The sequence below is a fragment of the Bradyrhizobium sp. 179 genome (assembly GCF_023073535.1).
Taxonomy (GTDB): domain Bacteria; phylum Pseudomonadota; class Alphaproteobacteria; order Rhizobiales; family Xanthobacteraceae; genus Bradyrhizobium.
Genome location: NZ_JADPJR010000073.1, coordinates 77,260 through 97,932, shown reverse-complemented (window position 1 = coordinate 97,932; position 20,673 = coordinate 77,260). Strand labels below are relative to the sequence as shown.

Annotated in this window: 15 protein-coding genes and 1 pseudogene; 4 read left to right on the top strand and 12 right to left on the bottom strand. The window is 57.8% G+C overall.

Annotated features, from left to right (window positions below):
* Window positions 1-1,630: 1,630 nt before the first annotated feature.
* The 3 genes from IVB12_RS18815 to IVB12_RS18805 are packed head-to-tail and all read right to left on the bottom strand — an operon-like array spanning window position 1,631 to window position 2,396.
* On the bottom strand, window positions 1,631-1,948 hold the full coding sequence (locus IVB12_RS18815) for a hypothetical protein (protein ID WP_247301054.1): 318 nt from the start codon (window positions 1,946-1,948) through the stop codon (window positions 1,631-1,633).
* Between the two features lie 46 nt (window positions 1,949-1,994).
* Window positions 1,995-2,240: a hypothetical protein gene (locus tag IVB12_RS18810; RefSeq protein ID WP_247301053.1), complete on the bottom strand. Its 246-nt coding sequence runs from the start codon at window positions 2,238-2,240 to the stop codon at window positions 1,995-1,997.
* Between the two features lie 15 nt (window positions 2,241-2,255).
* Entirely contained in the window at window positions 2,256-2,396 is a 141-nt protein-coding gene (locus IVB12_RS18805; protein ID WP_247301052.1) for a hypothetical protein, read from the bottom strand.
* Between the two features lie 730 nt (window positions 2,397-3,126).
* Between IVB12_RS18805 and IVB12_RS18800 the strand changes: the two genes are divergently transcribed.
* From IVB12_RS18800 to IVB12_RS18790, 3 genes are all read left to right on the top strand, one after another.
* Window positions 3,127-4,278, top strand: a complete 1,152-nt coding sequence (locus IVB12_RS18800) for a hypothetical protein (protein ID WP_247301051.1) — start codon at window positions 3,127-3,129, stop codon at window positions 4,276-4,278.
* A 235-nt stretch (window positions 4,279-4,513) separates the two neighbouring features.
* Window positions 4,514-5,485, top strand: a complete 972-nt coding sequence (locus IVB12_RS18795) for a winged helix DNA-binding protein (RefSeq protein ID WP_247301050.1) — start codon at window positions 4,514-4,516, stop codon at window positions 5,483-5,485.
* Window positions 5,475-5,921: a hypothetical protein gene (locus IVB12_RS18790; protein ID WP_247301049.1), complete on the top strand. Its 447-nt coding sequence runs from the start codon at window positions 5,475-5,477 to the stop codon at window positions 5,919-5,921. Before IVB12_RS18795 ends, IVB12_RS18790 begins: the two co-directional genes overlap by 11 nt.
* 1,220 nt (window positions 5,922-7,141) lie before the next feature.
* On the opposite strand, the gene IVB12_RS18780 is transcribed toward IVB12_RS18790, so the two are convergent.
* The gene (locus IVB12_RS18780; RefSeq protein WP_247301048.1) at window positions 7,142-8,029 is read right to left on the bottom strand and encodes a TauD/TfdA family dioxygenase; all 888 of its coding nucleotides are present in this window, start codon (window positions 8,027-8,029) and stop codon (window positions 7,142-7,144) included.
* Between the two features lie 1,147 nt (window positions 8,030-9,176).
* Complete coding sequence (locus IVB12_RS18775) at window positions 9,177-9,686, bottom strand: hypothetical protein (RefSeq protein WP_247301047.1); 510 nt, start codon at window positions 9,684-9,686, stop codon at window positions 9,177-9,179.
* A gap of 226 nt (window positions 9,687-9,912) precedes the next feature.
* On the opposite strand from IVB12_RS18775, the pseudogene IVB12_RS18770 reads away from it, so the two are divergent.
* Window positions 9,913-10,520: pseudogene (locus IVB12_RS18770) on the top strand (DDE-type integrase/transposase/recombinase); the annotation flags it as partial.
* Between the two features lie 457 nt (window positions 10,521-10,977).
* Here IVB12_RS18770 and IVB12_RS18765 read toward each other — a convergent pair.
* From IVB12_RS18765 to IVB12_RS18740, 7 genes are all read right to left on the bottom strand, one after another.
* Window positions 10,978-11,889, bottom strand: coding sequence for a pantoate--beta-alanine ligase (locus IVB12_RS18765; protein ID WP_247301046.1), 912 nt, complete (start codon window positions 11,887-11,889; stop codon window positions 10,978-10,980).
* Between the two features lie 189 nt (window positions 11,890-12,078).
* Window positions 12,079-13,575 (bottom strand): pentapeptide repeat-containing protein, encoded by a 1,497-nt coding sequence (locus IVB12_RS18760; protein ID WP_247301045.1) that lies wholly within the window; start codon window positions 13,573-13,575, stop codon window positions 12,079-12,081.
* Window positions 13,576-14,728: 1,153 nt separating this feature from the next.
* Window positions 14,729-15,484, bottom strand: coding sequence for an MATE family efflux transporter (locus tag IVB12_RS38410; protein ID WP_346658505.1), 756 nt, complete (start codon window positions 15,482-15,484; stop codon window positions 14,729-14,731).
* A complete protein-coding gene (locus IVB12_RS38405; RefSeq protein ID WP_346658504.1) occupies window positions 15,435-16,154 on the bottom strand; it encodes an MATE family efflux transporter in 720 nt (239 codons plus the stop codon). Before IVB12_RS38405 ends, IVB12_RS38410 begins: the two co-directional genes overlap by 50 nt.
* Window positions 16,155-17,152: 998 nt before the next feature.
* The gene (locus IVB12_RS18750; RefSeq protein ID WP_247301044.1) at window positions 17,153-18,862 is read right to left on the bottom strand and encodes an ABC transporter ATP-binding protein; all 1,710 of its coding nucleotides are present in this window, start codon (window positions 18,860-18,862) and stop codon (window positions 17,153-17,155) included.
* A gap of 3 nt (window positions 18,863-18,865) precedes the next feature.
* The gene (locus tag IVB12_RS18745; protein WP_247301043.1) at window positions 18,866-19,729 is read right to left on the bottom strand and encodes an ABC transporter permease; all 864 of its coding nucleotides are present in this window, start codon (window positions 19,727-19,729) and stop codon (window positions 18,866-18,868) included.
* Window positions 19,726-20,634 (bottom strand): ABC transporter permease, encoded by a 909-nt coding sequence (locus IVB12_RS18740; protein ID WP_247301042.1) that lies wholly within the window; start codon window positions 20,632-20,634, stop codon window positions 19,726-19,728. The genes IVB12_RS18745 and IVB12_RS18740 overlap by 4 nt, the downstream gene beginning before the upstream one ends.
* Window positions 20,635-20,673: the final 39 nt, after the last annotated feature.

Below are 20,673 nucleotides of genomic sequence, written 5' to 3'. Positions count from 1 at the left end.
GACCAGCTCCGACGACCCGAGCGCTCCCAGCAGAGCACGCCGATCAAAGGGGTCCCTTTTGGATGCCGATAGGGGGTCCCAGTCGAACGCCGATTGACAGCGACACCACTCGTGAGCGCGCATTGTGTTGCCCCAGCGTGATGCGCGCTCAGGAAGCCGATCGCTCCTGCCGGATGATCTTCCACGTGAGTTGCGCGCGGAGTTCCGTGGCGCTTTAGCGTACGGCTGAAGGCACGAATTTCTTCCAGAGGATTGGCGTTTCAATCCGCAACTGGAACGAAACGGGATAAGCGATCAAAAAGCTCCGCGCCAGCATAATTTGCGCCAGCATAGGTAAGGAGGCGCTCGCAAAGAATGGTGGATTCCGGCAATTGGTTTTCAGACCTTGTCCCGGTTTATGTCGCAAATGCGAAGGGGCGATCGACAAAACCAACTAAATGCTGGGATTGATTGGCAAGAAAAAGGGCCGCTCGAATGACAAGCGGCCCAAGTCTAGGGAGGAAACGCCCAAGGAGGACGGCGGTCCGCGAGGCGCTACCGCACTGCAACAATACACGACCGCACTGCACACGCAAGCGACTTTTTCGCGGGCGTTCGCGTTGATTGCGGCGAGTGGGTTGATCGCGGCGAAATCAGGTTGCGAGGTCAGGCCAATTTTGCCAGGGGCTCGGCTATGCTCTGTCGGCCTTGCTTGCTGCGGCATTGCTCCGCCGAACGGGCACCACAGCGACCGGACTGATGCTCAGTGGGAGCTTCCCAGAAAACGTTTGGGATACCAAACTAGGGCCAGTTCTGATCCAAGCTTTCTGCCGGCAAAAGAAACCGGAAGGCATAGCTCTCATCACTTTCGATCCAGGCGGGTGGTCGCCTCGTCCAGGGCGGCATGTCGCGTCACGAACTCCGGTGCACTCTCGAGTGAGCCGGGCGAGCACGTCCGTTGTGGGCCGAAGTGCCGCAATCACTTCGCCCCACGCTAGCGGGCGGACTGAAGATCAGATCGCATGCATCAAGCTCGTCGAACGTCAGACGTACCCGCAAGACAATCGGAGCTGCACGCATCGTTGTCTCAAAGGCTGGACAAAGAAACCCTCACTACAGCGTTTCTGTTCTAGGAACGGAACGGGGTGCCATGGGCGGCCACTCTAGCGGTTTTCCGGCCGGGGACCGTCAAGCCACTACTTCCCGTAGTTGAACAGTTTGGCAACATCATCTTGAACTCCTCTAGAACATGGAATTCGAGTCTGTCGAGTGATAAGGGTTTCTGGTCAAGATCATTTCGCCACACTCCGGCCCGCTCAGCTTGTCACTGTCCATGGTCGATCGTTCGAGTGGCTGGACATTCGCACCGACACAGTCGCCCAGTTGCGCGATCCGGTGACGCTCGAACGAGCGTGGGTGCCACTGGCCACGATCACCGTTCCGGTGCGGCCAGAATGGGCGCGGACGCATCCCGCAGTCAGTGAGGCCAATCGCCCACTTTCTATTTTTTTCCATCGCTTCCGTCGTCGGAAGCAACCAGCTGATACGATCGCGCTCCACGATCGTGGGTGACATGGCTGGTACATCCAGACCCGGTTCGACAACGGCGCGACGAGCTCGTCCGCCCGCTGTATAGGAGCTCTGCGGACCATTAAGCAGAGGCCACGCTTTCCATGGCGTGAAATGTCCCTCGATCCCCTGCAGGATGGCACTGAACGTAAGCTCGGCGAGTGTAATCGCGAGGGTACATCCGCGGGATCAAAAACTGTGCTGGCTGTTGATGATGAAATAGCCCTTTGGCACCGACCATCTCGGATGTGACGAGCACGAGCATGACCGAGGCGCTCGCGAGGCGAATGCCGACGACGATCGTCGGAAGCGGCGCCGGAAGGATCACCGCGGACAGTTGCTGCGGTGGCGCGCGCATCGTCCGCGCCGACGTGATCCGGAGCGGCTCGACCTGCTTCACCGCCGCGATCGTGTTGAGCAGGAGCGACCAGGCGCAGCTATATATATCACATCGTGATCTTGGGAGCTCGCGAATGTCCAGAAACAGGATGAAGATCAGGCAGTACCGCGAGCGATGCGGTGTTCTGGCAGATCTCGGTGAACTGCTTCAGGAGATTTCGGAGCCGGGCGCACCATCCGACGCCGAGGCCAAGCGGGACGATCAAGGCGACCGACATCAGAAATCCGCTCAAGGCACGCAGCACGCTCGCCGAGACGTCGTCGTACAATTCTTCTGTTTGCGGGCCTGCCATCCGCCCGCCGGTCACCTACGAGAACGGCGGCAGGAACACCGGATCGGTCAAGCCGAAGTTCGGAGCCGCCTCCCTCACCGACAACGGCACGAGGAACAGGATGGAGGGATGCCCGAATACGGTGAGCCCGCGTATGACCGAACCGACCCTGTCCAAACGTGGCTCGTTCCGTCAGGACTACGCGGGTAGCGCTCTTCGTGATCACTATGGTTCGACTCGCCCCGTGAACGTATTCTCGCGCTCCCTTCAAGCGATCGCGTCATCCATTGAAGACCGGTCACGTCGCGCGCGGCGCGCGCCTTGCCTTGCTCCGCGAACGAGCAGTTTGTGCGCTCGCCTACTCACAGCGGCTTCGCAGCCATCGAGTCGGACCAATTCGCATCGCCGAAATGCCAGCCCTGTTTTCGAGAGCAACAAGAGAGTGCCGCGATCGAGCACATCTGGCGATCCCTCGATCAGCAGCCGCGCACCCGCCTCGATGAGCACGCAACTGCGCCACTGCATTCTCCGGCATACTGGCTGCGATGTGCTGGAAAGTAGTCCGCCTGAATCCAACTCGCCAATTATGGATCAACCGCAGTCGCCTACAGCTAACAGGTCTCAGTAATCTGGACCGCGAAGTAGCTGCGGCGCTGATAGAAACGCCATGCCCCGAGGTGCCACGGCTATCGCAGAGGAAGGATGCAGCTTTTCGTTGCCCCCCGCCGTGTTTCGCGCAGATTTTCGCTGCGGCTCTGCACATCTCCGGAAACGGAAAGGCCTGGCCGCTCGGCACAGGACCGAGAATTGTGAGCAACCAGTCGAGTGGATTGCAAAATCGTCTGCGCACGCCTATCGATGGAAAAATATTGCTGGTCTGATTTGGACGAAAACTTTGCCTGGGCCCGTGGATAGCCAAGCCGAAACGTCAGCCTTTGACGCCTGGAAGAATGGAGCGCGAGAGCTTGCCGAGCGGCAGGAGCTGATCACGAATGCCAGTCGGGATGAGCTCAGGAAAGCGCTGATCGAGCTCGACATGTTGTTTAGGAATGCTCCGGGAAGCGTGCACAAGGCCTATCGGAATCTCACGGAAAAGCGAATCGAGGAGGCACGAGAGAGCTTCGCCTCCTCAATAGGAGACGGCCATCTCTCGTGGTCGTTGTCCGATGAGACGCCTGAGCTGGCGGCGTCAAGGATGGGCGGCCTCATACGGGAAATCGACAGGGTGCTTGCTGAGCGGCGTTCGCAGTGGCCGATTGCGCCGAGTGAGTGGCACCTCGAGCAGCTTGGATGCTGGTTCATTCCGCGGCAAGGCGTGAGCGCACTGCGCCCAGCTCGAAGGCTTCAGCCCTACTCGAAGCGGGGTTTACTCTTCCATCGAATATTGCCTGCTGTGATACAGGGCTACCCTGTCCAGGTCGTGGATACTCGCACGTTGCATACGACGGCTTCGGACGCGCGCAAATGGAAGATGGGTGCTTGCCTGTTCAAGGCCCTAGAGCTCAAGCCAGAGTTTTGCTCCATAGCAGGCGATAAGCGTTTCAGGGTCGCCAGCGTTGAAGCGCCGTCAGCAGACGGCGCAATTTCTGAGCAGATTGCTCAGGCCCTGAAGGAGAACTGCATCGCAGTTGTGTGGCCCGAACTAACTGTCTCGCCGGAACTGCGTGCGAAGATCGTCGAGCTCATTCGAGACCGGGATGTTACGGACGAGCTCGAAGCGCCCGAAATTCTGATCCCAGGGACTTGGCATGAGAAAACCGACCACGGGATTGTCAACCGGGCCCGGATCTACGACGGCTACGGAGAGGAGCGCTTGAGCTACGACAAGATCGCGCCTTACGCCGACGATGGTTGGGGCATGGAAAATATCACGGCTGGCGACCGGGTATGTGTCCTTGCTACAGAAGGCGCATTGATCGGCGTCGCCATTGCCTGGATTTTTGTGACGTGTGCCAGACGCCTTTTAGTGAACTCGACGTCGACGTCATGCTCGTCCCGTCAATGGGTAACGACCGCACAATGCAGGGCCACCAGACCACCGCGGCGCAAGTTGAGGTGAGGTTCGGTACCCGCAGCTTCGTGGTGCAGCAGCCGACCCAGACGACCTTCATAGATCACCGAATAGGTACTATATTACCACTGCTTAAAGAGCCCGCCGCAGTTTCGGCCAAGGAACTCGGCCAGAACACCGTTTGGGCCGCCTACAAATGGGCTCTTGACAACTAGATTCCGGGACTAAAATCAGAGTAAAGCGTTGTACAGCGATATTAACCGTTGTGATGTAGGGCTAGCCCATGTCGGATCTGGCATTGGAAAAGGTAGAGGCGGGCGAAGCGACGGCGAGCGAAGCCAGGCACGTCATTTCCGAGCTCCTCAAAGAGGGATCTGAAAAAAGCCTGGAGCGCCTCTACGCCACTCTGGGAGCGTGGGTTTGGAACACCCTGGAGAGCCGGCGGCGTGACCAAGAGCTACGAGAATGGTTCGATATCCTGCGACGGATAAGCGCAACGCTTGGCGCGCGGAATACTGCCTATGCGGAGCGCTTCAGAGCATTCTACGACCTTCTACACATGTCGATAAACACGTCCAAGCTCGCACGTCCAAGCAAGGTCCTGCATCGTCAGCACGTAGTGCCAATACTTCGATTGCTCCGCGACACGCCGTCCCGACAGATGGAGAAGGCGGCGATCGCCAAGAGACTACATCTGCGAGATGCCAATCTCAGCAGGATTCTTCGTTTGATGACTAATGCGCGGTTCGTCGAACGAACAACCCAAGGCAAATTTGCCCTTTTCGCCCTGACCCGTGGCGGCCTGCTCGAGCTGGAAAGGCGCGAAAAGCGCGAAACGAAGAACCGCGACCGGTTACCCGCGCAGGTGAGAGAGACATTCGCGCGAGTCGGAGCCGCTCATCCTCAGCACGTTGTAGCAGACGCGGATGTTCTTCGGGATTTCTTCAATTTGGCGATACACGGCTCGGTGCACACTCATGATTCCGCGGGGCTACGGAACGCGAGTGCTGTAGGCATTCGTCGCGCGATTGAAGATTATTTGCTCCATCTTCACGGACCAACACCTTCAGCTCCCGGATATTTGAAGGCCCCGACAAAAAACTCATATCGAGGGTTTTCAGTCAGAGTTGTGCAGGCAAAAAAAGCCGAGGCTCATGGCTTCAACACGATAGAGGCGGTGAGCAATCCGAAACCTGCCTCATTCCCCGTGGGGATACTGCATCCATACGGCGAGGAGAGCGAACATGTCGACTGAAGATGATCTTGGTGCTTTGAGCCCAGATGAGCCGCAAAGCGACCCCGATGCCGTCATGCTATACGGAAGCGCCCTCGTCGACCGGCTCACCTACATATCATCAACCTTCAGTTCGCTGGTCATGAGTGTAGGCAGAGCTGCGCGTGATAATCGCCATGTCCTCGTTCCATTCGTCGAGGTGAAGTTCGAGGGCCCCACCGGCCAGGACGACCCTGTTTCGAAGAGCTTCTTCTCGGAGCTCGTGCCCCTCGAAAATATAGCGTTCGTTCTCGAGGACATATCGAACGATCTCACGACTGTTTGCCAACACTTCAGCGCCGTGGCTGCCGGCCCAGTGAAACCTGACTTCAAGCGACTTGGTGAAACGCAAAGGCTCTTGAACGAAGCCAAGGGCAACCTGGAAAAGTGCCTGGCCGATTTGGAAAAAATCGGCTGAGAGCCCTTTGAGTCTTAAAGTACCGATCAGATCGAAGGCTACCGCCAGCGAGGAGATTTACCGCACGGTTGATCCGGTGGCATTGCTGGCACAGATGGGGGACGCTCAAAATGAGCTGGGCAAGCGCGTTGATCAGCGGGCTCGAAAGCCAGCGATGACTATCGCGCCGGTGCGCAAAGCGTCGTGGCGCCCTTGCTCGAGAGCTCGGCGATGGTTGGAAAGTGGGTGAGCAGCGGGGCATTCATCGGGCAGCTATGTGCCTTCGATGCTCGCCCCCTACAACCCATCATCGAGGAATGGCTCGCCGCGGCTCCGCACCTGTCCGCGGTCGGGCCGGACTTTGAGATTTGCGATAAATACAATGCGGGTACGAGCGGTGTGACAAGGCATCAGCGCACTGCTCGTGAACGGCTAGACCGCAGCACGCGCAGCGGAGATCACATGATTTGTAGATGGAGCCTGCTCGGCAAGACCAGATGTGCGAACCTGCGCCGTCAATCCTGAGCAGTGACGCGGATGAACTTTTCATAGCATCTTCGCCTGGCTGAGGTTTTTTGGATGCGTCGCCTTGACCGCAGCCATAGCGGCCACCAATCATTCGCCGAGGCTGAAATAGCTTCTTAACGAAGAGGTTCAATTCAGCACCTGATGCCGCGGCCCCTACTGCCTTGCAAGCAGCCAATTGCCTGAGCTCGAGCCAATCGTCGCTGCGGATCAGTCGCGCGGTGGCTCGCCTTTTCGCGCACATATCGTCAATCCATGTTGGCTACGTGAGCTCGCCACCCCGACCACGGCTGCCGGATTAACACAGTGGGAGCCCTTCTGAGGCCACATCGTCGGAGAGCTGGTCAACGCCGTCTGGCCGATTTGCTTGAGGACCTCAATGGACGTCTCTCTTCGTGACGCAGCTTCAAGGATTCTCGAAGCTACGTGCGTTCGAGTGCCAGTCTCATCAGCCGGGAGTTCTCTGCAAACTTCATTCAGCACTGCCCGCAAGAGAGCGGATCGTTCGGAGGCGAACATGAGGAGTACCAACAATTTGGATGCGTGTGCCTTATGCGAATCCATTCGAGCTTCAGTGGGGCATCGTCGTGAACGTCGGAAACAACAGACCACGGCGTACGCATCAGCTACTCAGCCTCATTGCGCGCAGGAGAGCCTTGGTGACGCTCAATTCAGATCACTTCTTTCTTTGACGATAGACGAGATCAGTGGCCACACTAGGCAGCCTTGGCCGTCTGCGGCTTTGGCTTGGAGCGCGCCACGCTGCGAGGACCAGCGATACTGAGGTGTACATCGCCATCGATAGAACGCCTCTCGACTTCATCTCGGTCACTGGATTTTCCGATGGCGCAGCGCTGGGTCGCGCGGTTATCCCAGATTACAACGTCGCCTGGTTTCCAGCTCCATCTTACGCTATTCTCGGGCGAGGCGAGGTAAGATTGAAGGCGGTCAAACAGCTTCTGGCTCGCATATCTTTCCAGGCCGACGAAGTTCCTCACGGACTCTCCGAGCACGAGCAAGCGCTCGCCCGTCTCGGGATGGACGCGAACAACCGGACGCGCGTCCTCGCAGATGGTTCCGGTGAAGACATCACCAAATTGCTTTGCATCCATCTCGGCGGAGTGCCTGGTCAAGGTGCAATCATAGGTGCTGCAGTGCACTGCCCAGAGATTGTCGGCCAGCATCCGCAGCGGCTCCGGAAGATCAAGATACGCGGCCGCAGTGCTTGACCAAACTGTGTCACGGTCATCAGGCGGGATCACGACGCCGCGCAGCACCGAGATCTTCGGACATTGGTCACCGAAACTGACGTCCGTGTGCACCTGGCGCGCATGACCGCTGCGACGATCCGGCTTCATATCTATAGGCGTTACCAGCGAACCAAGCTTGAGGGCAAAGCGATGCTGTTCGAAATCATCGAGATGTCCCTGATCACGGAAGAAGATGACCTTGTGCTCAAGGAGTAACTGGCTAATAGCCCGGACCATCTCGTCTGATAATTCATCTGATAGTCTGACGTTCTTGATCTCGGCACCGAGCCGGGCCGTGGATTTGACGATATCCGCTCGCGGGATAATGTTATCTGTCATGTTGCTCATGCTCATTCTCTCGCTATCGTGATGCGTGAACAAAGCTGCGTGACCACTCGGTCGAGGGACCGACAACAGAAGCCACCCAAGTCGGCCTGGTGATGCACCCTACTCGGTCGCAATGTGTTGCAGCACTCGCCACAAAAGGCTGCAATGCATCTTGGGCTACAGACCACGACCATCGTGTGACCCGCTCTGTCGCGCACAGCTCCGACTCTTGCATCGCCTCTGACCAGAGGACGGGTCGACGGGCAGCGGTGCCGGGATCGACGTGCAACATGATCGATTACCTCGCTCTTACATCGCAATCATACGGTCAACAGATGTCCAGTCCATGAAACGAAACCAGCATTCTTTTCGCCGATGAGAAATGTTCGCTCTGTCCGGGAGCTAAGCTTAAAGATATTTTTGGAAAGGCAACTCTTCACACGTCCGCAACAGGTACATTCGAGCTTATGAGACGAAGCGGATAACTCGCGGTCTCATCAATCAGCGCGACTACGCTATTCTACCACAAGTTAATAATCTTTCCACATGCAATTTGCACGTTGGAAATACATTTGTTTCGTCGTATTGAATTTAGTAAGTTTGCGCGACGGTTTCATCCGCCTGTCACATACGGAGCAGGCGCGCAGTCCCGAAGCGAGAGATCAATCTTATCCGCGATATCAATTCCCGCTGCGGTTTAACAACGGGCTATATCACTCCTTTTGCGGGATTCTGTTTCAGGAGGATGCTTCAACGTGAACTGGGACTTGTGTCAATAGCTTGGATATCAACATCGCTGCCAATCTAGAGGATTGAATTAAGTCGCGACTTGGCGTGCATCGCTCGCACAAATGTCCGACACGTTGAGCGCCGTGACAAGCCTCTTCTCGGAAAAGCCGAGACGGCCCGCACCGCCAGCCGCGGACGACCTCGGCGGAGTGACCCGTGCACGCAACGCACACCAAGGCGTGCTAATTCGTCTCGGCTTCCATTGACGTTCTATTTCGGAATTGATTGTATCTCACAAAATGCTTTTTACGTTCGCCAATGCGCGCCACGACGTGCCAGCTCCACTTCACCACCCTATTTGGTCGCGGAGCCAGGAATGGAAACATCGCGACTTCACAGCTCGACTCGACCTTCAGAAACGAGATGACCGTTATCGCGACGCGAGTCATTTCGGGTGAGCGGCTTCAGGCCAATCTGTGAATTCCATCTCGAATTGACGAGAACTGACGGGTTTGGTCGTGAATCTTACGGTTCTTCCTGAGAGAGCCGCCAACGATCCGGATGCGAACTTAAACGCCATCTTGCCGGAAGCGGCGATGCCAACAGCCCTGTTGTCCTCCGTGACAGAGGAACCGGTCCCCTCCAACACCTGACCAACCGCAATTCCGTGGAGCGCACGGTAAATGTCGATAGAAGCCAAGTACCCTCCTTTCTCACTGTCCCACTCGCTGACCGACAGTCCCGTAATTCCCGCGTCCTTCAACAGACCATCGGCAAGGCGGCAGGTGTATTGAAGGCTGATAATGGTGCGCCCATTCCGATCGCCTGTGGGCTCTCGATCGGTGCCCTCTATGATGCAACCGTAGCGCCGCGTTGAGTCCGCGAGCGCAATCTCATTCAGCCCAAGCAGTCCGCAAACAACATAAAGTATCATACAGAGAGAGAGCTGTTTCATTGCCTATGCTCCGCGGATATTCCGCCGTCGTGTTGTACAACCTGACCCTACGGCCGATTCAAGCCCCTCGATTGTTGCTCGGATGGGTGCGCCTCACAGTGACCTCGGCATGTTTCTGATCCGAGGCGACCGGTAGGAAAGCGACTGCTCGGTGGAATGAAGCTGAATGCTGCTGGAGAGTACCTCGATCAATTCGACCATAGGGATCAACGACGGCTCAGAGAGCAAGATCGGCCGCCAGCATGTGAAGACGGCGATGCGGCGGATTGGGATAGACGCTCTATCGCCATCCGCGCGCCACCAGACCCGAGCCCGGCCACAAGATCCATCCATATCTGCTGCGCGTCATGGAGATTACGCGACCGAACCAAGTCTGGCGATGGAAATCACCTACATTCTGACGGCGATTGGCTTCGCCGATCTCGCTGTGGTGTTGGACTGCGCAGCACGTCGCGGTCTGTCGTGGCGACTGTCGATCACCATGAACTTCTGCGTCGAACGCTGGCGTATTCCTTGGCTCGTCCCGGCAAGCCGGACATCTTCAACACGGCTCAGGCTCTCAGTTCACTGGACAGGCTTTTACCGGCGTGCTCGCCGACGACGGTATTGCGATCAGCATGGACGGAACGCGCATGGCGAGACAACGTGTTTGTCGAACGGCTCTGGAGCAACGTCAAGCACGAGGAGATGTGCCGTTGACAGCGTCAGCCGGGCGCGCAGCCCGATCGACCTATATCTCAACTTCCATAACAGTAGGCGTCCCCATTCCAGTCATGGCGGCAGCACGCCGGATCAAGCCTACTTTACCCGCTGCCATTCCGTATGGCAGCCTAACGCCCCGGCAGCAGTCCCATCTGTCGACGCGGAAACAACCGGGACCAGCTCTATTTCACTGGAGGGACATTCCAACGGGGACACTCTGCCCATGCTGCAATTCCCCGATCTGTATAGGTCAGCAACCTGCTCGGTCATGAAAGTCGCCGCGAAAGAGGAAGTGCGCGAATAGCACGATCAACGTCACGTGATCCGCCAACCAGGTCTGCGGTCAACGGAATCAATGCACGGCAGGACCATCGTTCGCCTCACAGAGTCCCTTGCGGTTCTCTCCTCCCGGAGACCCGTCAGCCTTTCGAGGAGCAGTTGGCAATTAAGGATTTCCAGGTGTCGCGCAAAACCGAAGCGCTTCGGCTGGAGCGAGAGCAACTCGCCAGAGACAGGCAGCAGGTTGGAATGACATTTCGAAGCCGCCTACCCGATTGGGCGACCAATGCGCGAATCGCCGCTGATCTCTTCAAGCCCGCGCCTGTGCATGATCGCCAGATTCCCACCTTTCGGGCAAGTCGATCCATATATCAGCAGGACCATGCAAAAGTGAATCTTGATCCGGTACAAAGATATTGTCAGGCACTCTGAGGCCGCGACCAAGGGCGACTCCACTGATTATACAGGGAAGCTCGATCTGCTTCTGATCTTCAAAGCTGTCCGCGCCAACAATGCGAAGAGATTCCAATTCAAACCGTCGGAATGTGATCAGCGGTCTTGCCGAGTCTATCAGGTCTTGGGCGCAAGATACTCCCCGCGCGGCCTCTTTTCTCAAGTGGTCCAGCGCCAGGAAGAGGGACGAAAGCTCGTCCAGCTCGGAACGATTGAAGTGTCGCAAACGTGACGAAATAGGCACTCCATTCTTGTATCGTACTGTCGGCACAAATCGTATCTCGCAATCAAGAAGCAGATCTGCCACCGCTCGCTTTACGAGAAGAGCCTGTCCAATATCCTTCAAGCCGAAATAACTGCGAGACGGTCGAGCGAAACAGATCCATCGGATGCATCCGGTGATACCTTCCATGAGGAGCCCATGAGGCCCGTTCGCACGCAGCGGATAATCCCCTTGAGACACAAACGTTCGATATCCTGGCGGGAACATCTCCGCGTCCGTCGTCGAAATCACAGCAGAAGCGCCCGCTCCTAGCGCAAGCGCAATGTCATCATCCAAATTGAACTCGTATTCAGGACCCGGGCTGAGCTGGATCTTGTTCGGATAGACCGTGACAATGGCCACATCGTTCTCGACTGCGGCCCTTCTGATCAATTCCGCGTGCCCCTGATGCAATGCACCCAGAGTATGTACTGTGCCGATCGTTCGACCTCGTCTTGCCATATCCGCAATGAAGGCCTTGCCAGCTGAAAGAGACGCTAAATGCATATTTCCTGCTCCGCTCTTGTTGATTACACGCAGCTGGGCTGCTCGATCAGACAGGAAGCGTGGTGAGAGCGACCCTCACACTGGCCGCGCAAGAGCGCCTGGGAGCGCCGCACAGCGGGCGCATCGTGCTCTTCCATCTTCTTCTGGGATGAGAGCTGGTTTAGATCGCCATGCGCATTTCGGCTAAAATCAGCTCGATCCCTCTCGACCGCGTCTCATTAGCGATGAGAAGTCAGCCAGATACTCTGAAGGTTTGTACTTCTGATCTTCCACCCCCTCCAGAGCGGCCTGGAGCCCAGGACACCTGTCGGCAAAGAACGGCGGTTCAAAAGTCGTTATCTCTGCATCCGAAAAATCAGTCTTTACAAAGCTTGCTTGGAAGGGCGTAACTCCACTCAAGTTGGCCTTGCGGAGGGACGATTGATTCATTCGAACATATGCGGTACGGGCGGCCTCCAGGTTGCTGCCGGTCATTCCTGCTGCAATATATGACTGAACAAGGTTTGCTCCTTCGAAATTGGCGCGATTCAAGGCCATAGATTGCGGAGGATCACCTGTAATCATTGATCGATAGAGATACGCTTGTGAAAAATCTGCATCATCGAGATCGCAGTCGCGTATAAACGCACAGCGCGCACGAAAGCCGCCCAATCGGGCGTAGCGCATCGTGCTCTCGGTGATCGAAATGGTTTCTCCTGATGCGCGAGATAGATCAGCCCCATCGAGCTGGCAAGAGCGTACAGATACTCCGTTAAGCACCGCGCCGACGAGGTTGGCGCTGGCTAGATTCACAGACAGAAGTCGCGCCTCAGATAGGTCTGCCTCCTCAAGCTCTGCCCTTGCAAGATTTGAGAGGCTGAAATCCGAAAAGGGGGCGGCCAGCGCTTTGGCCAGGATGCGACCGCTCGCCTTTGAAAGCCTGAAATAGGGAAGATGAGCGTTCTCTAGAACAAGACCATCGACCGAAGTGGGGCGCAGGATAGATAGACACTCTCCCCTTGACTGCAGAAGGGAGCTGCCGGTGAGATGCGCCTTGGTCATTGTAACCTGGCTCAAATTGGCAAAATGGAAGGACGAGCGAGGCAGGTAGCATTCATTGATGGTCGATCCTTGCAGTTCGGCGCCATCAAAGACAGCCTGGCTTGCGTCACACTGATAAAAGAGGACGCCACTTAGGACTGCATTGTCGAAACGCGTTCTCCTCATGCTGCATCCGTGGAACAGGCTACCTGTTGCATCGACGAGATTGCGCAAACTTGCATCATCGAAACTGCAGACCTGAGCGGCAATTGCATGCATATACGCAAAATCGAGCTTGGCTCCGCGGAAACTTGCTCGCTCTAATCCTGGGCAGATAAGGTTGGCCTCGGACAGATCGGCTCCATCCAGCTTCGCTCCGTGAAGTTGCGCACGATTGAGAATGCATCGCCGCAATGGAAATCCGGATAGATCGTGACCGTTAAAGTTCTCGCAGGATAGCTGCAGGCCGATGCCGGTCTTCTTGATAGCTTCCTCGGTTCGGTTTCCCACCGCGGCCAACGCGGACGCGCGATCACTGTTTCGGCTCCAGTAGCGGACAAAGTCACCATCTGCCGAGGATTGGTTTATCGTCGTTGGACGGATTGCCAGCTCCTCGTGCACGCTGAACTGGCTATTGGTATCGGTGGCTTGCGTCACTGTCGACATCTTCCATTCTCGATGACGAGCGCACTTTCTCAGCCTCCCGTGCGGGCGTTATTTTGCATCGCCTGCGTGTTTCAGGTAGCCTCGATGTGCGCCCCATAGCGCTCGTTGGATTTCTTTCTGCGACACAGGCATCATCACTCATCAGGGTGTAAATTTCCTGGCCGGCCCTTTGGAATTGTGCCATCACGAGCCGACACGCACATAAGCCTAAGCAAGTTGTGGCAGACGGAGTTGATCTCCCCACGACTTCCCCATTCAGATACTTATCAGTGCGTCGACAGCAGACCGAAGAAGCCGCAACTTGGGGTACCTCCACGATTTCATGCGGTCGTTATTCTTGCATTCGGCCTTTACGACGCACTTCAATAGCAATGTCTGTGCCAGGCCCCACCTATCCTGAATTGATGTTGAATGCGTGTCCAGAAACGGCGCGGCGGACGCCGTCAGAATTTCTTAACTGACAGCACTCGCGTCTCTGTCGCAAACCGGACAATGGTTCGCAACGCGCGAGAGACGGCAAGTCCCGCTTTTTCTCTATGCCTTCGACCGCAAAGCCAATGTCGCTCTCTATGACGATCGAGTAATAGTTGCATTCGATGCACGTACGCGCATTCTCCAGATGTCGGACCATTGAGCCACAAATCGCCGCCCGCCTTCCGTTCCTCAGTTTTCATCCCGGCGACGCAGCTCCGTCCCGGAAGTTCGCCGACAAAGTCGCGCGAGGTATTGGAGGGTGGAGTTGGGACTAGCGGTCCACATGATGGGGCGTGAAATCGCAAGCGCGGAGAAAGCTGCCGCTTTTTTTACGACGTCGGCCGTGCCGGATGGGCGCGTTAGTTGATGAGCGTGAAGAAGCCTTCGACCTGATCGAGGCAGGAGGCATGGGTGGTGTGAAGTGAACGTGCCAGCGCGGACATCGGGCGAGCCAGGTCCTGACCTTGGATGCTTCAGTGGAGTGCTGCCCAGATGGGGCCAAGTTGGCCGGCACATTCGTTTCGATGTGCCTTAGAAAGGCCCGCAACTCCTGGTGACTACGCGGTCCAGCATCTTCTTCCGAACCAAACGGCTTGCCTCGGTATGAAGGCGGAGCGCACACTAAGTAAGTAGCCTCGCATTCCTAAGATTATCACGCCAATAACCGTGATTCACGCCATCAAGTGACGGCTCTGAGAGCACGCCTGCTCGCCAGCAGATGGAACCGCAGGACGAGGAGCCCCGCGTAGATGGTTGTCCCGATTGACAAGCCAATCCAGATACCGATTGCACCAAGCCCGATCTTCAAACCAAGCACGTAGCCAAGTGAGAAGCCGATCAGCCAATAGGCAATGCCGACGAACAGAAGCGGCACCCGGGTGTCCTTCAGTCCGCGCAGACCGCCCGCCGCAATGCTCTGCGCTGCATCAGTGACAAAAAGGCTCGCTGCGACGATAAGGAGCTCTGCAGTCAGTCCGATCGTTGCGTCGGCATCTCCGGCCGATTTGTCCACAAACAGCTCGGCGATCTCAAAACGCGCGACGATCACCGCAACCGTCAGCAGGGCAGCGATGAGGGTACCGAGCAGTATCGCGGCCAGGCCTGCCCGCTGGATGCCGGAACCGTCGCTGCGGCCGACCGCATGTCCAACGCGCACGGCCACCGCCATGCTGATGCCGAAAGCGATCATGGATGTAATCACGGTCATCTGAAGCGCGATCTGATGAGCAGCGAGTGCACTGGTGCTGATTAGGCCGGCCAGGAGCGCGGCAGCCGACAAAACTCCGTACTGCATCAGGGAGCCGATTGAAATCGGAGTTCCGATCACGATCAGCTGCCGCAAGAAGGGCCAATCGAGTTGCCAGAGATCTGCAAGCACGTGGTAGTCACGGAAAGGACGACGCATCGTGGCAAACCAGAAACCGGCCAGGAACATCGCAGTTCGCCAACGTGCTCGCAAGCGCGGCCCCGAACAGCTCAAGCCGCGGCAGCCCGAGCTTCCCATAGACCAGCAGATACACGAGCAGGGCGTTGAGGGGGATAGCCGCCAGTGTGATCCACAAGATCGGCTCCGGCCGATTGACCGCACTCATGAAATTACGGATGACCTGAAGCCATAGCGCCGGCACCACGCCCAAGGCCAGTCCGAACAGATATTGCTGGGCGAGCCGCGCCGCATCTGGCGCCTGACCGAACGCGAGCAATATTTGCTCTCCGCCAAACGCAAACGCGATGATCGGAAACGATAGCATCAGCGCCGCCCACAGCCCCGTGCGCAGTGCGCGCTGTACCATAGCAGGATTCCCGGCGCCATAGGCCTGCGCCGCCAGAGGTGCGATCGGCGCGAGCAGGCCCGCGCCAAAGGTGAAGCTGACGAGATAGAGCGTGACGGCCAGGGCGGCCGCGGCGAGTGCCTCAGGCCCGATGTGCCCGATAAAGGCAAGATCTGTCGTCATCATCGCGACCTGCGCAAGCTGGGTCAACACCATCGGCCACGCGAGCTTCACAATTTCGCTGAGCTCGACAGTGAGGTGTTGGCCAGCCGCTCGTCTCGACATTGCGTATCGCAAAGCTGATCCTGGTTTTCTTTCGACTATTTTGTTCATGGATTGCTGCTCGATCTGCCTCGTCCGCAAACGAGTTGTTCCGCCGAGAGGGATCTTTCCCGCCCTGAATTCGTGATGGCCTACCGATGCGGAAACAGGCGGTCCGCCTGGGCAGCTGCGCCTCACAGAGGAGGCGCGCGTCGGCTTAGACCTGCCGTTGGGCTTAGGGTCTGACGGCTGCTCGCCCGCTGATGAGCAACTTGATCAGTGCCTCCGCAATCGCATCGACTTTTTGGCGCGTGTTAAGCGCAAAGAAGACGCAGCAGGTGGCTGGCACGCCGAACGGTCGGTCATCGGCATCGGGCGATCGGTGCCGGCGCGAACCGCGATATTGGTTTGGTCGATCACGGTCACGGAACCGTGCGCGGCATAGGTGAACTGAGAGGCCTTCATCTTGTGAGCCATCACTGCAATTCCTCGAGCATGCGATGCTGAATGACAGCTCCTTTTCAAGGCTCGTGCCAACTACGGGAGCTTGACTTGTAAAGGCTATTCGCTCAAGCGCACCTGTCCTGGGCCCGACAGCATAGTCGCAAATCCCACAGTCGCATCATGGACGAGCCCAAAGCGCTTAGATGCTCGGCAACTTGCACCGCAGGAATCCCAACAGGCGGATGCGGATGTGACAACCTCTCGCTCACCAACGCACGAATAGACTGACTACAACAGCATATGGGAAGACATTGAGGACGAGCTAGGAAGTCGCGCTTTTCCCCACCTCTCTTTGACATCTGCAATCCGATGCATGCGGTACTCGTTCACGCCAGCAATTTCTGAGAGGCCCTTATTGCCGAAGAAGGGGATGAGGTACTTCCGCGCCCGGCGCTCGTGACCTTTGGCGGCGCTGGCGATCGCACTCGCCAACAAGCTTGCCGGCATCGCCTGTGCCGCCTAAAGGACGCGCCTTCGATCGTTCAATCGCCAAAGGCCTTGGCCCTTTCGTCGAAAAGGCGTTCATCACAGAGCATTGAAACGAGCCCATCTATGCCGGCGTCTTCTTAGACGCGGCTGAATGAACGATTGGCCACCCCGCCGCGCGCAAGGCTTGGGACTGCTGCGAGCAAGCGTTGCGTATAGTCGGTGCGCGGATTGAGGAATATCTCGTCCCTGGTGCCGGTCTCGACGACGCGCCCTTGGCGCATGACCATGACGCGGTCACTGAGCTGGCGGATTACACCGAGATCATGCGAAATGAAGATGTAGCTCATGTTGAGATGCGCCTTGAGATCGGTCAGCAGGTCCACCACTTGCGCCTGAATCAAGACATCGAGAGCCGAGACCGGTTCATCACAGACGATCACAGCGGGCCTTGGAGCGATCGCACGGGCGATCGCAACGCGCTGGCGCTGACCGCCCGAGAGTTCGAGCGGCCGGCGATCCAGCAGGGCTGGGGATAGTCCGACCAGATCAAGAAGCTCGACAACGCGCTCATAGCGCTCGTCTCTGCTCTCCACGTCACTTGCGAGGCTATCGGAAATGATGTGTCCCACAGACCAGCGCGGATCAAAGGAGCTGAGAGGATCCTGGTAAATGACCGAGATGGCCCGGCGCCGCGCCCTGCGGTCGCGTTCGGTGAGCGTGGTCCAGGCCCGACCTTGAAACAGAACGGCGCCTTCATCGGGCGGGTCAAGCGCCAGCGCCAATCGTGCCATCGTTGACTTGCCAGATCCGGACTCCCCGACGACGCCCAGAGTCTCGCCGGATCGCAGCTCAAAGGAGATACCATCGACGGCCGTGCGCAGCACGCCATCTGGTCCTTTGAATCGCTTCACAAGATTTGCCGCGCTGAGCACGACCGAAGGGAATGTCGATGGTGATTGCTCCTGAGACCGTAACGGCGGCTTCCACGCCCGAGCAGCGGGCAATCGCGAGGGGCGAGAGCCGCGCAGGCGCGCAGAGGGCACCGCATCCAGAAGCTGGCGGGTATAGGTGTGCTGAGGGTCTTCGAAGACCTGGTCTGCCGATCCGCGCTCGACGACCTTGCCTTCATGCATGACCAAGACCTCGTCAGCTATCCGGGAGACAACCGCCAGATCATGGCTGATCAGGAGAAGCGCCTTGCCCCGCAACTTGGCCTCTTCCAGCAATCCCAGCACCTGCGCCTGCACGGTGACGTCGAGAGCCGTGGTCGGCTCGTCCGCGATCAGGATGCGTGGATCGAGGGCCAGAGCGGCAGCGATCAGCGCGCGTTGGCGCTGGCCACCGGATAGTTGATGCGGCAGCTGCCGGGCTTTGACCGCTGCTTCAGGCACCCCGACGAGCTCAAGGAGCGCGACGACGCGCCGTTCGAGCTCCTCGCTTGATGCAACCGCACGGTGGAGACGCAATGCTTCGCCAATCTCCTTGCCCACCGGGCGTAGCGGGTCGAGCGCGACGAGTGCATCCTGCAGAACGAAGCCGATCTCCTTGCCGCGGACGCGCCGCCAGCTGCGATCATCGAGAGCTGTGAGATCGGTGCCGGCGAAGGTCAGTTGACGCGCATGGACATGAGCCCGGCGGCCGGCAAGACCGACAATGGCGCGCGAAGTCACGCTCTTGCCGGAGCCGGACCCTCCGACAATGGCCAGGCAGCGCCCAGCCTGGAGAGAGAATGAGACGCCGCGCACGGCTGTTCCCTCAGGAAGATCCCGCCCGAATGAGACACAGAGTGAATCGACTGTCAGAAGGTTCGCCTGCGGGGGAACTTGTCGATTAGGAACGTGGAGCATTACTTAGATCTTTCCTTCCAGGAGATCCTGCAAATAGCGTCCGACGACAGTCAGGCCGAGAGCAAACGACACCACGGCAATGCCCGGCATGATCTCAAGCCACCATGCGAAGATCACATAGTTTCGCCCAGCATTTAGCAGCGCGCCCCATTCAGGCGCCGGGGGAGCGACGCCGAGACCGAGAAACGCAACACCCGCCGCCCAGACGATCGCTTGCCCAACGCCAAGCGTCATCATCGCCGTGAGCGGGCTCATCGCGTTCGGAATGATATGCCGCCATAGGATACGTGGATAAGGATGGCCGAGGGCCTTGGCAGCCTCCACATAAGGCGCCCCTTTTACAGACAGAACCTGTCCTCTGATCATCCGAGCATAGCCCGGAGCTGTGCCAACTCCGACCGCTATAACGAGGGTCAGCACCGATGGACCGAACAAGCTCACGAACAGAAGCGCGAGGAACAGCGTGGGAAGTGCGAACAGCACGTCCAAAAGCCGGCTGAGAACATTGTCGAGCGCGCCACCCACAAGGCCGGCAATGATGCCAAAAACCAGCCCAATGCCGATGCTCAGCGCAGTTGCGCCAAGCCCAATGGTGAGTGACTGGCCTGCTCCTTCGACAATTCGGGAGTAAATATCCCGGCCTGATTGGTCCGTTCCGAACCAGTGCGCGAATGAGGGAGCTTGCAATGGTGCCGTCAAATCGATCGCGAGCGGATCGTGCGTCTGCAGCAGACTCGGCGCGATTGCCGCGACAATAAAGAAACCAATAACGATCAGAGCTACGTGAACCCGAAGAGGAATACGACGGAGGATCGCCGACGCCTCTATCAGCTGCGAACACGCGCTCCAGTCACCTACCCTGCTCATGTCATCTTGATCCTGGGATCGACGATTCGGTAGGTGAGATCGACGAGCATATTGGTGACGGCGAACAGGCCGGCGGAGATCAGAATAGCCCCCGAGACGACTGGAACGTCTCGAGAGGACGTCGCAGCGACAAGGACTCCACCAAGGCCTTGACGCGCAAATACCGCCTCAATCAGAATCGCACCGGAAAGAAGCTTTCCGATCGCCCAGCCTGATAAAGTGATGCCGGGCAACGCTGCATGACGCAGGACATGGCGAAACCTGACGCCGAGCTCACCCATACCTCGTGCCCGCGCGGAGACGACAAATGGCTGCTCGAGGACACGCGTGAATTCGCTGCGAACGATTTGCCCGAGGAATCCTGACAACTCCAAAGCCAACGCAATCGTTGGAAGAACGAGGCCGATCGGGGAATTGCCCCCGATGACTGGGACAATCCGAAGCTGCACCGCAAACACAACGAGGAGGATTGTAGCCAGCCAGTAGGGCGGCACGGTCGCCAGGAACACCTGTATTCCGCTGAGCAAGGTTGACCACATGTTGTCTTGGCCGGCGACGAGGACGGTCGTCAGAACCGCGATGACCCATGCCGCAATGAGCGCCGCAACCGCCAGAATGATGGTTGGCCCAATCTGTTCTGCGATGATGTCAAGGACCGCTCGATGCTGCTGGTATGACAAGCCAAGGTCCCCATGCAGGATGCCCCATATGTATTTGCCGTATTGCAGAACGAGTGGCTGATCAAAGCCGTACTTTGCGTTGACCGCCGCGAGCTCTGCTGGAGAGGCCTCTCCAACGTTGCCACTCGCCATGTTGATGATGATCTGGGCGCGGTCGCCGGGCATCAGGCATTGAACAAGGAACGTGAAGGTCGCAGCTAGCCACACCACAGTCGCAGCGGACACGAACCTGCCCGCAAGCCAGCCTATCCGAACATGAGCTGC

Excerpts from the sequence above, each read along its gene's own strand:
- IVB12_RS18790 (WP_247301049.1), top strand. The coding sequence starts at position 5,475 with ATGTCGACTGAAGATGATCTTGGTGCTTTGAGCCCAGATGAGCCGCAA.
- IVB12_RS18750 (WP_247301044.1), bottom strand. The coding sequence starts at position 18,862 with ATGCTCCACGTTCCTAATCGACAAGTTCCCCCGCAGGCGAACCTTCTG.
- IVB12_RS18745 (WP_247301043.1), bottom strand. The coding sequence starts at position 19,729 with ATGAGCAGGGTAGGTGACTGGAGCGCGTGTTCGCAGCTGATAGAGGCG.
- IVB12_RS18775 (WP_247301047.1), bottom strand. The coding sequence starts at position 9,686 with ATGAAACAGCTCTCTCTCTGTATGATACTTTATGTTGTTTGCGGACTG.
- IVB12_RS38405 (WP_346658504.1), bottom strand. The coding sequence starts at position 16,154 with ATGAACAAAATAGTCGAAAGAAAACCAGGATCAGCTTTGCGATACGCA.
- IVB12_RS18765 (WP_247301046.1), bottom strand. The coding sequence starts at position 11,889 with ATGCATTTAGCGTCTCTTTCAGCTGGCAAGGCCTTCATTGCGGATATG.
- IVB12_RS18780 (WP_247301048.1), bottom strand. The coding sequence starts at position 8,029 with ATGAGCATGAGCAACATGACAGATAACATTATCCCGCGAGCGGATATC.
- IVB12_RS18795 (WP_247301050.1), top strand. The coding sequence starts at position 4,514 with ATGTCGGATCTGGCATTGGAAAAGGTAGAGGCGGGCGAAGCGACGGCG.
- IVB12_RS18810 (WP_247301053.1), bottom strand. The coding sequence starts at position 2,240 with ATGGCAGGCCCGCAAACAGAAGAATTGTACGACGACGTCTCGGCGAGC.
- IVB12_RS38410 (WP_346658505.1), bottom strand. The coding sequence starts at position 15,484 with ATGTTCCTGGCCGGTTTCTGGTTTGCCACGATGCGTCGTCCTTTCCGT.
- IVB12_RS18760 (WP_247301045.1), bottom strand. The coding sequence starts at position 13,575 with ATGTCGACAGTGACGCAAGCCACCGATACCAATAGCCAGTTCAGCGTG.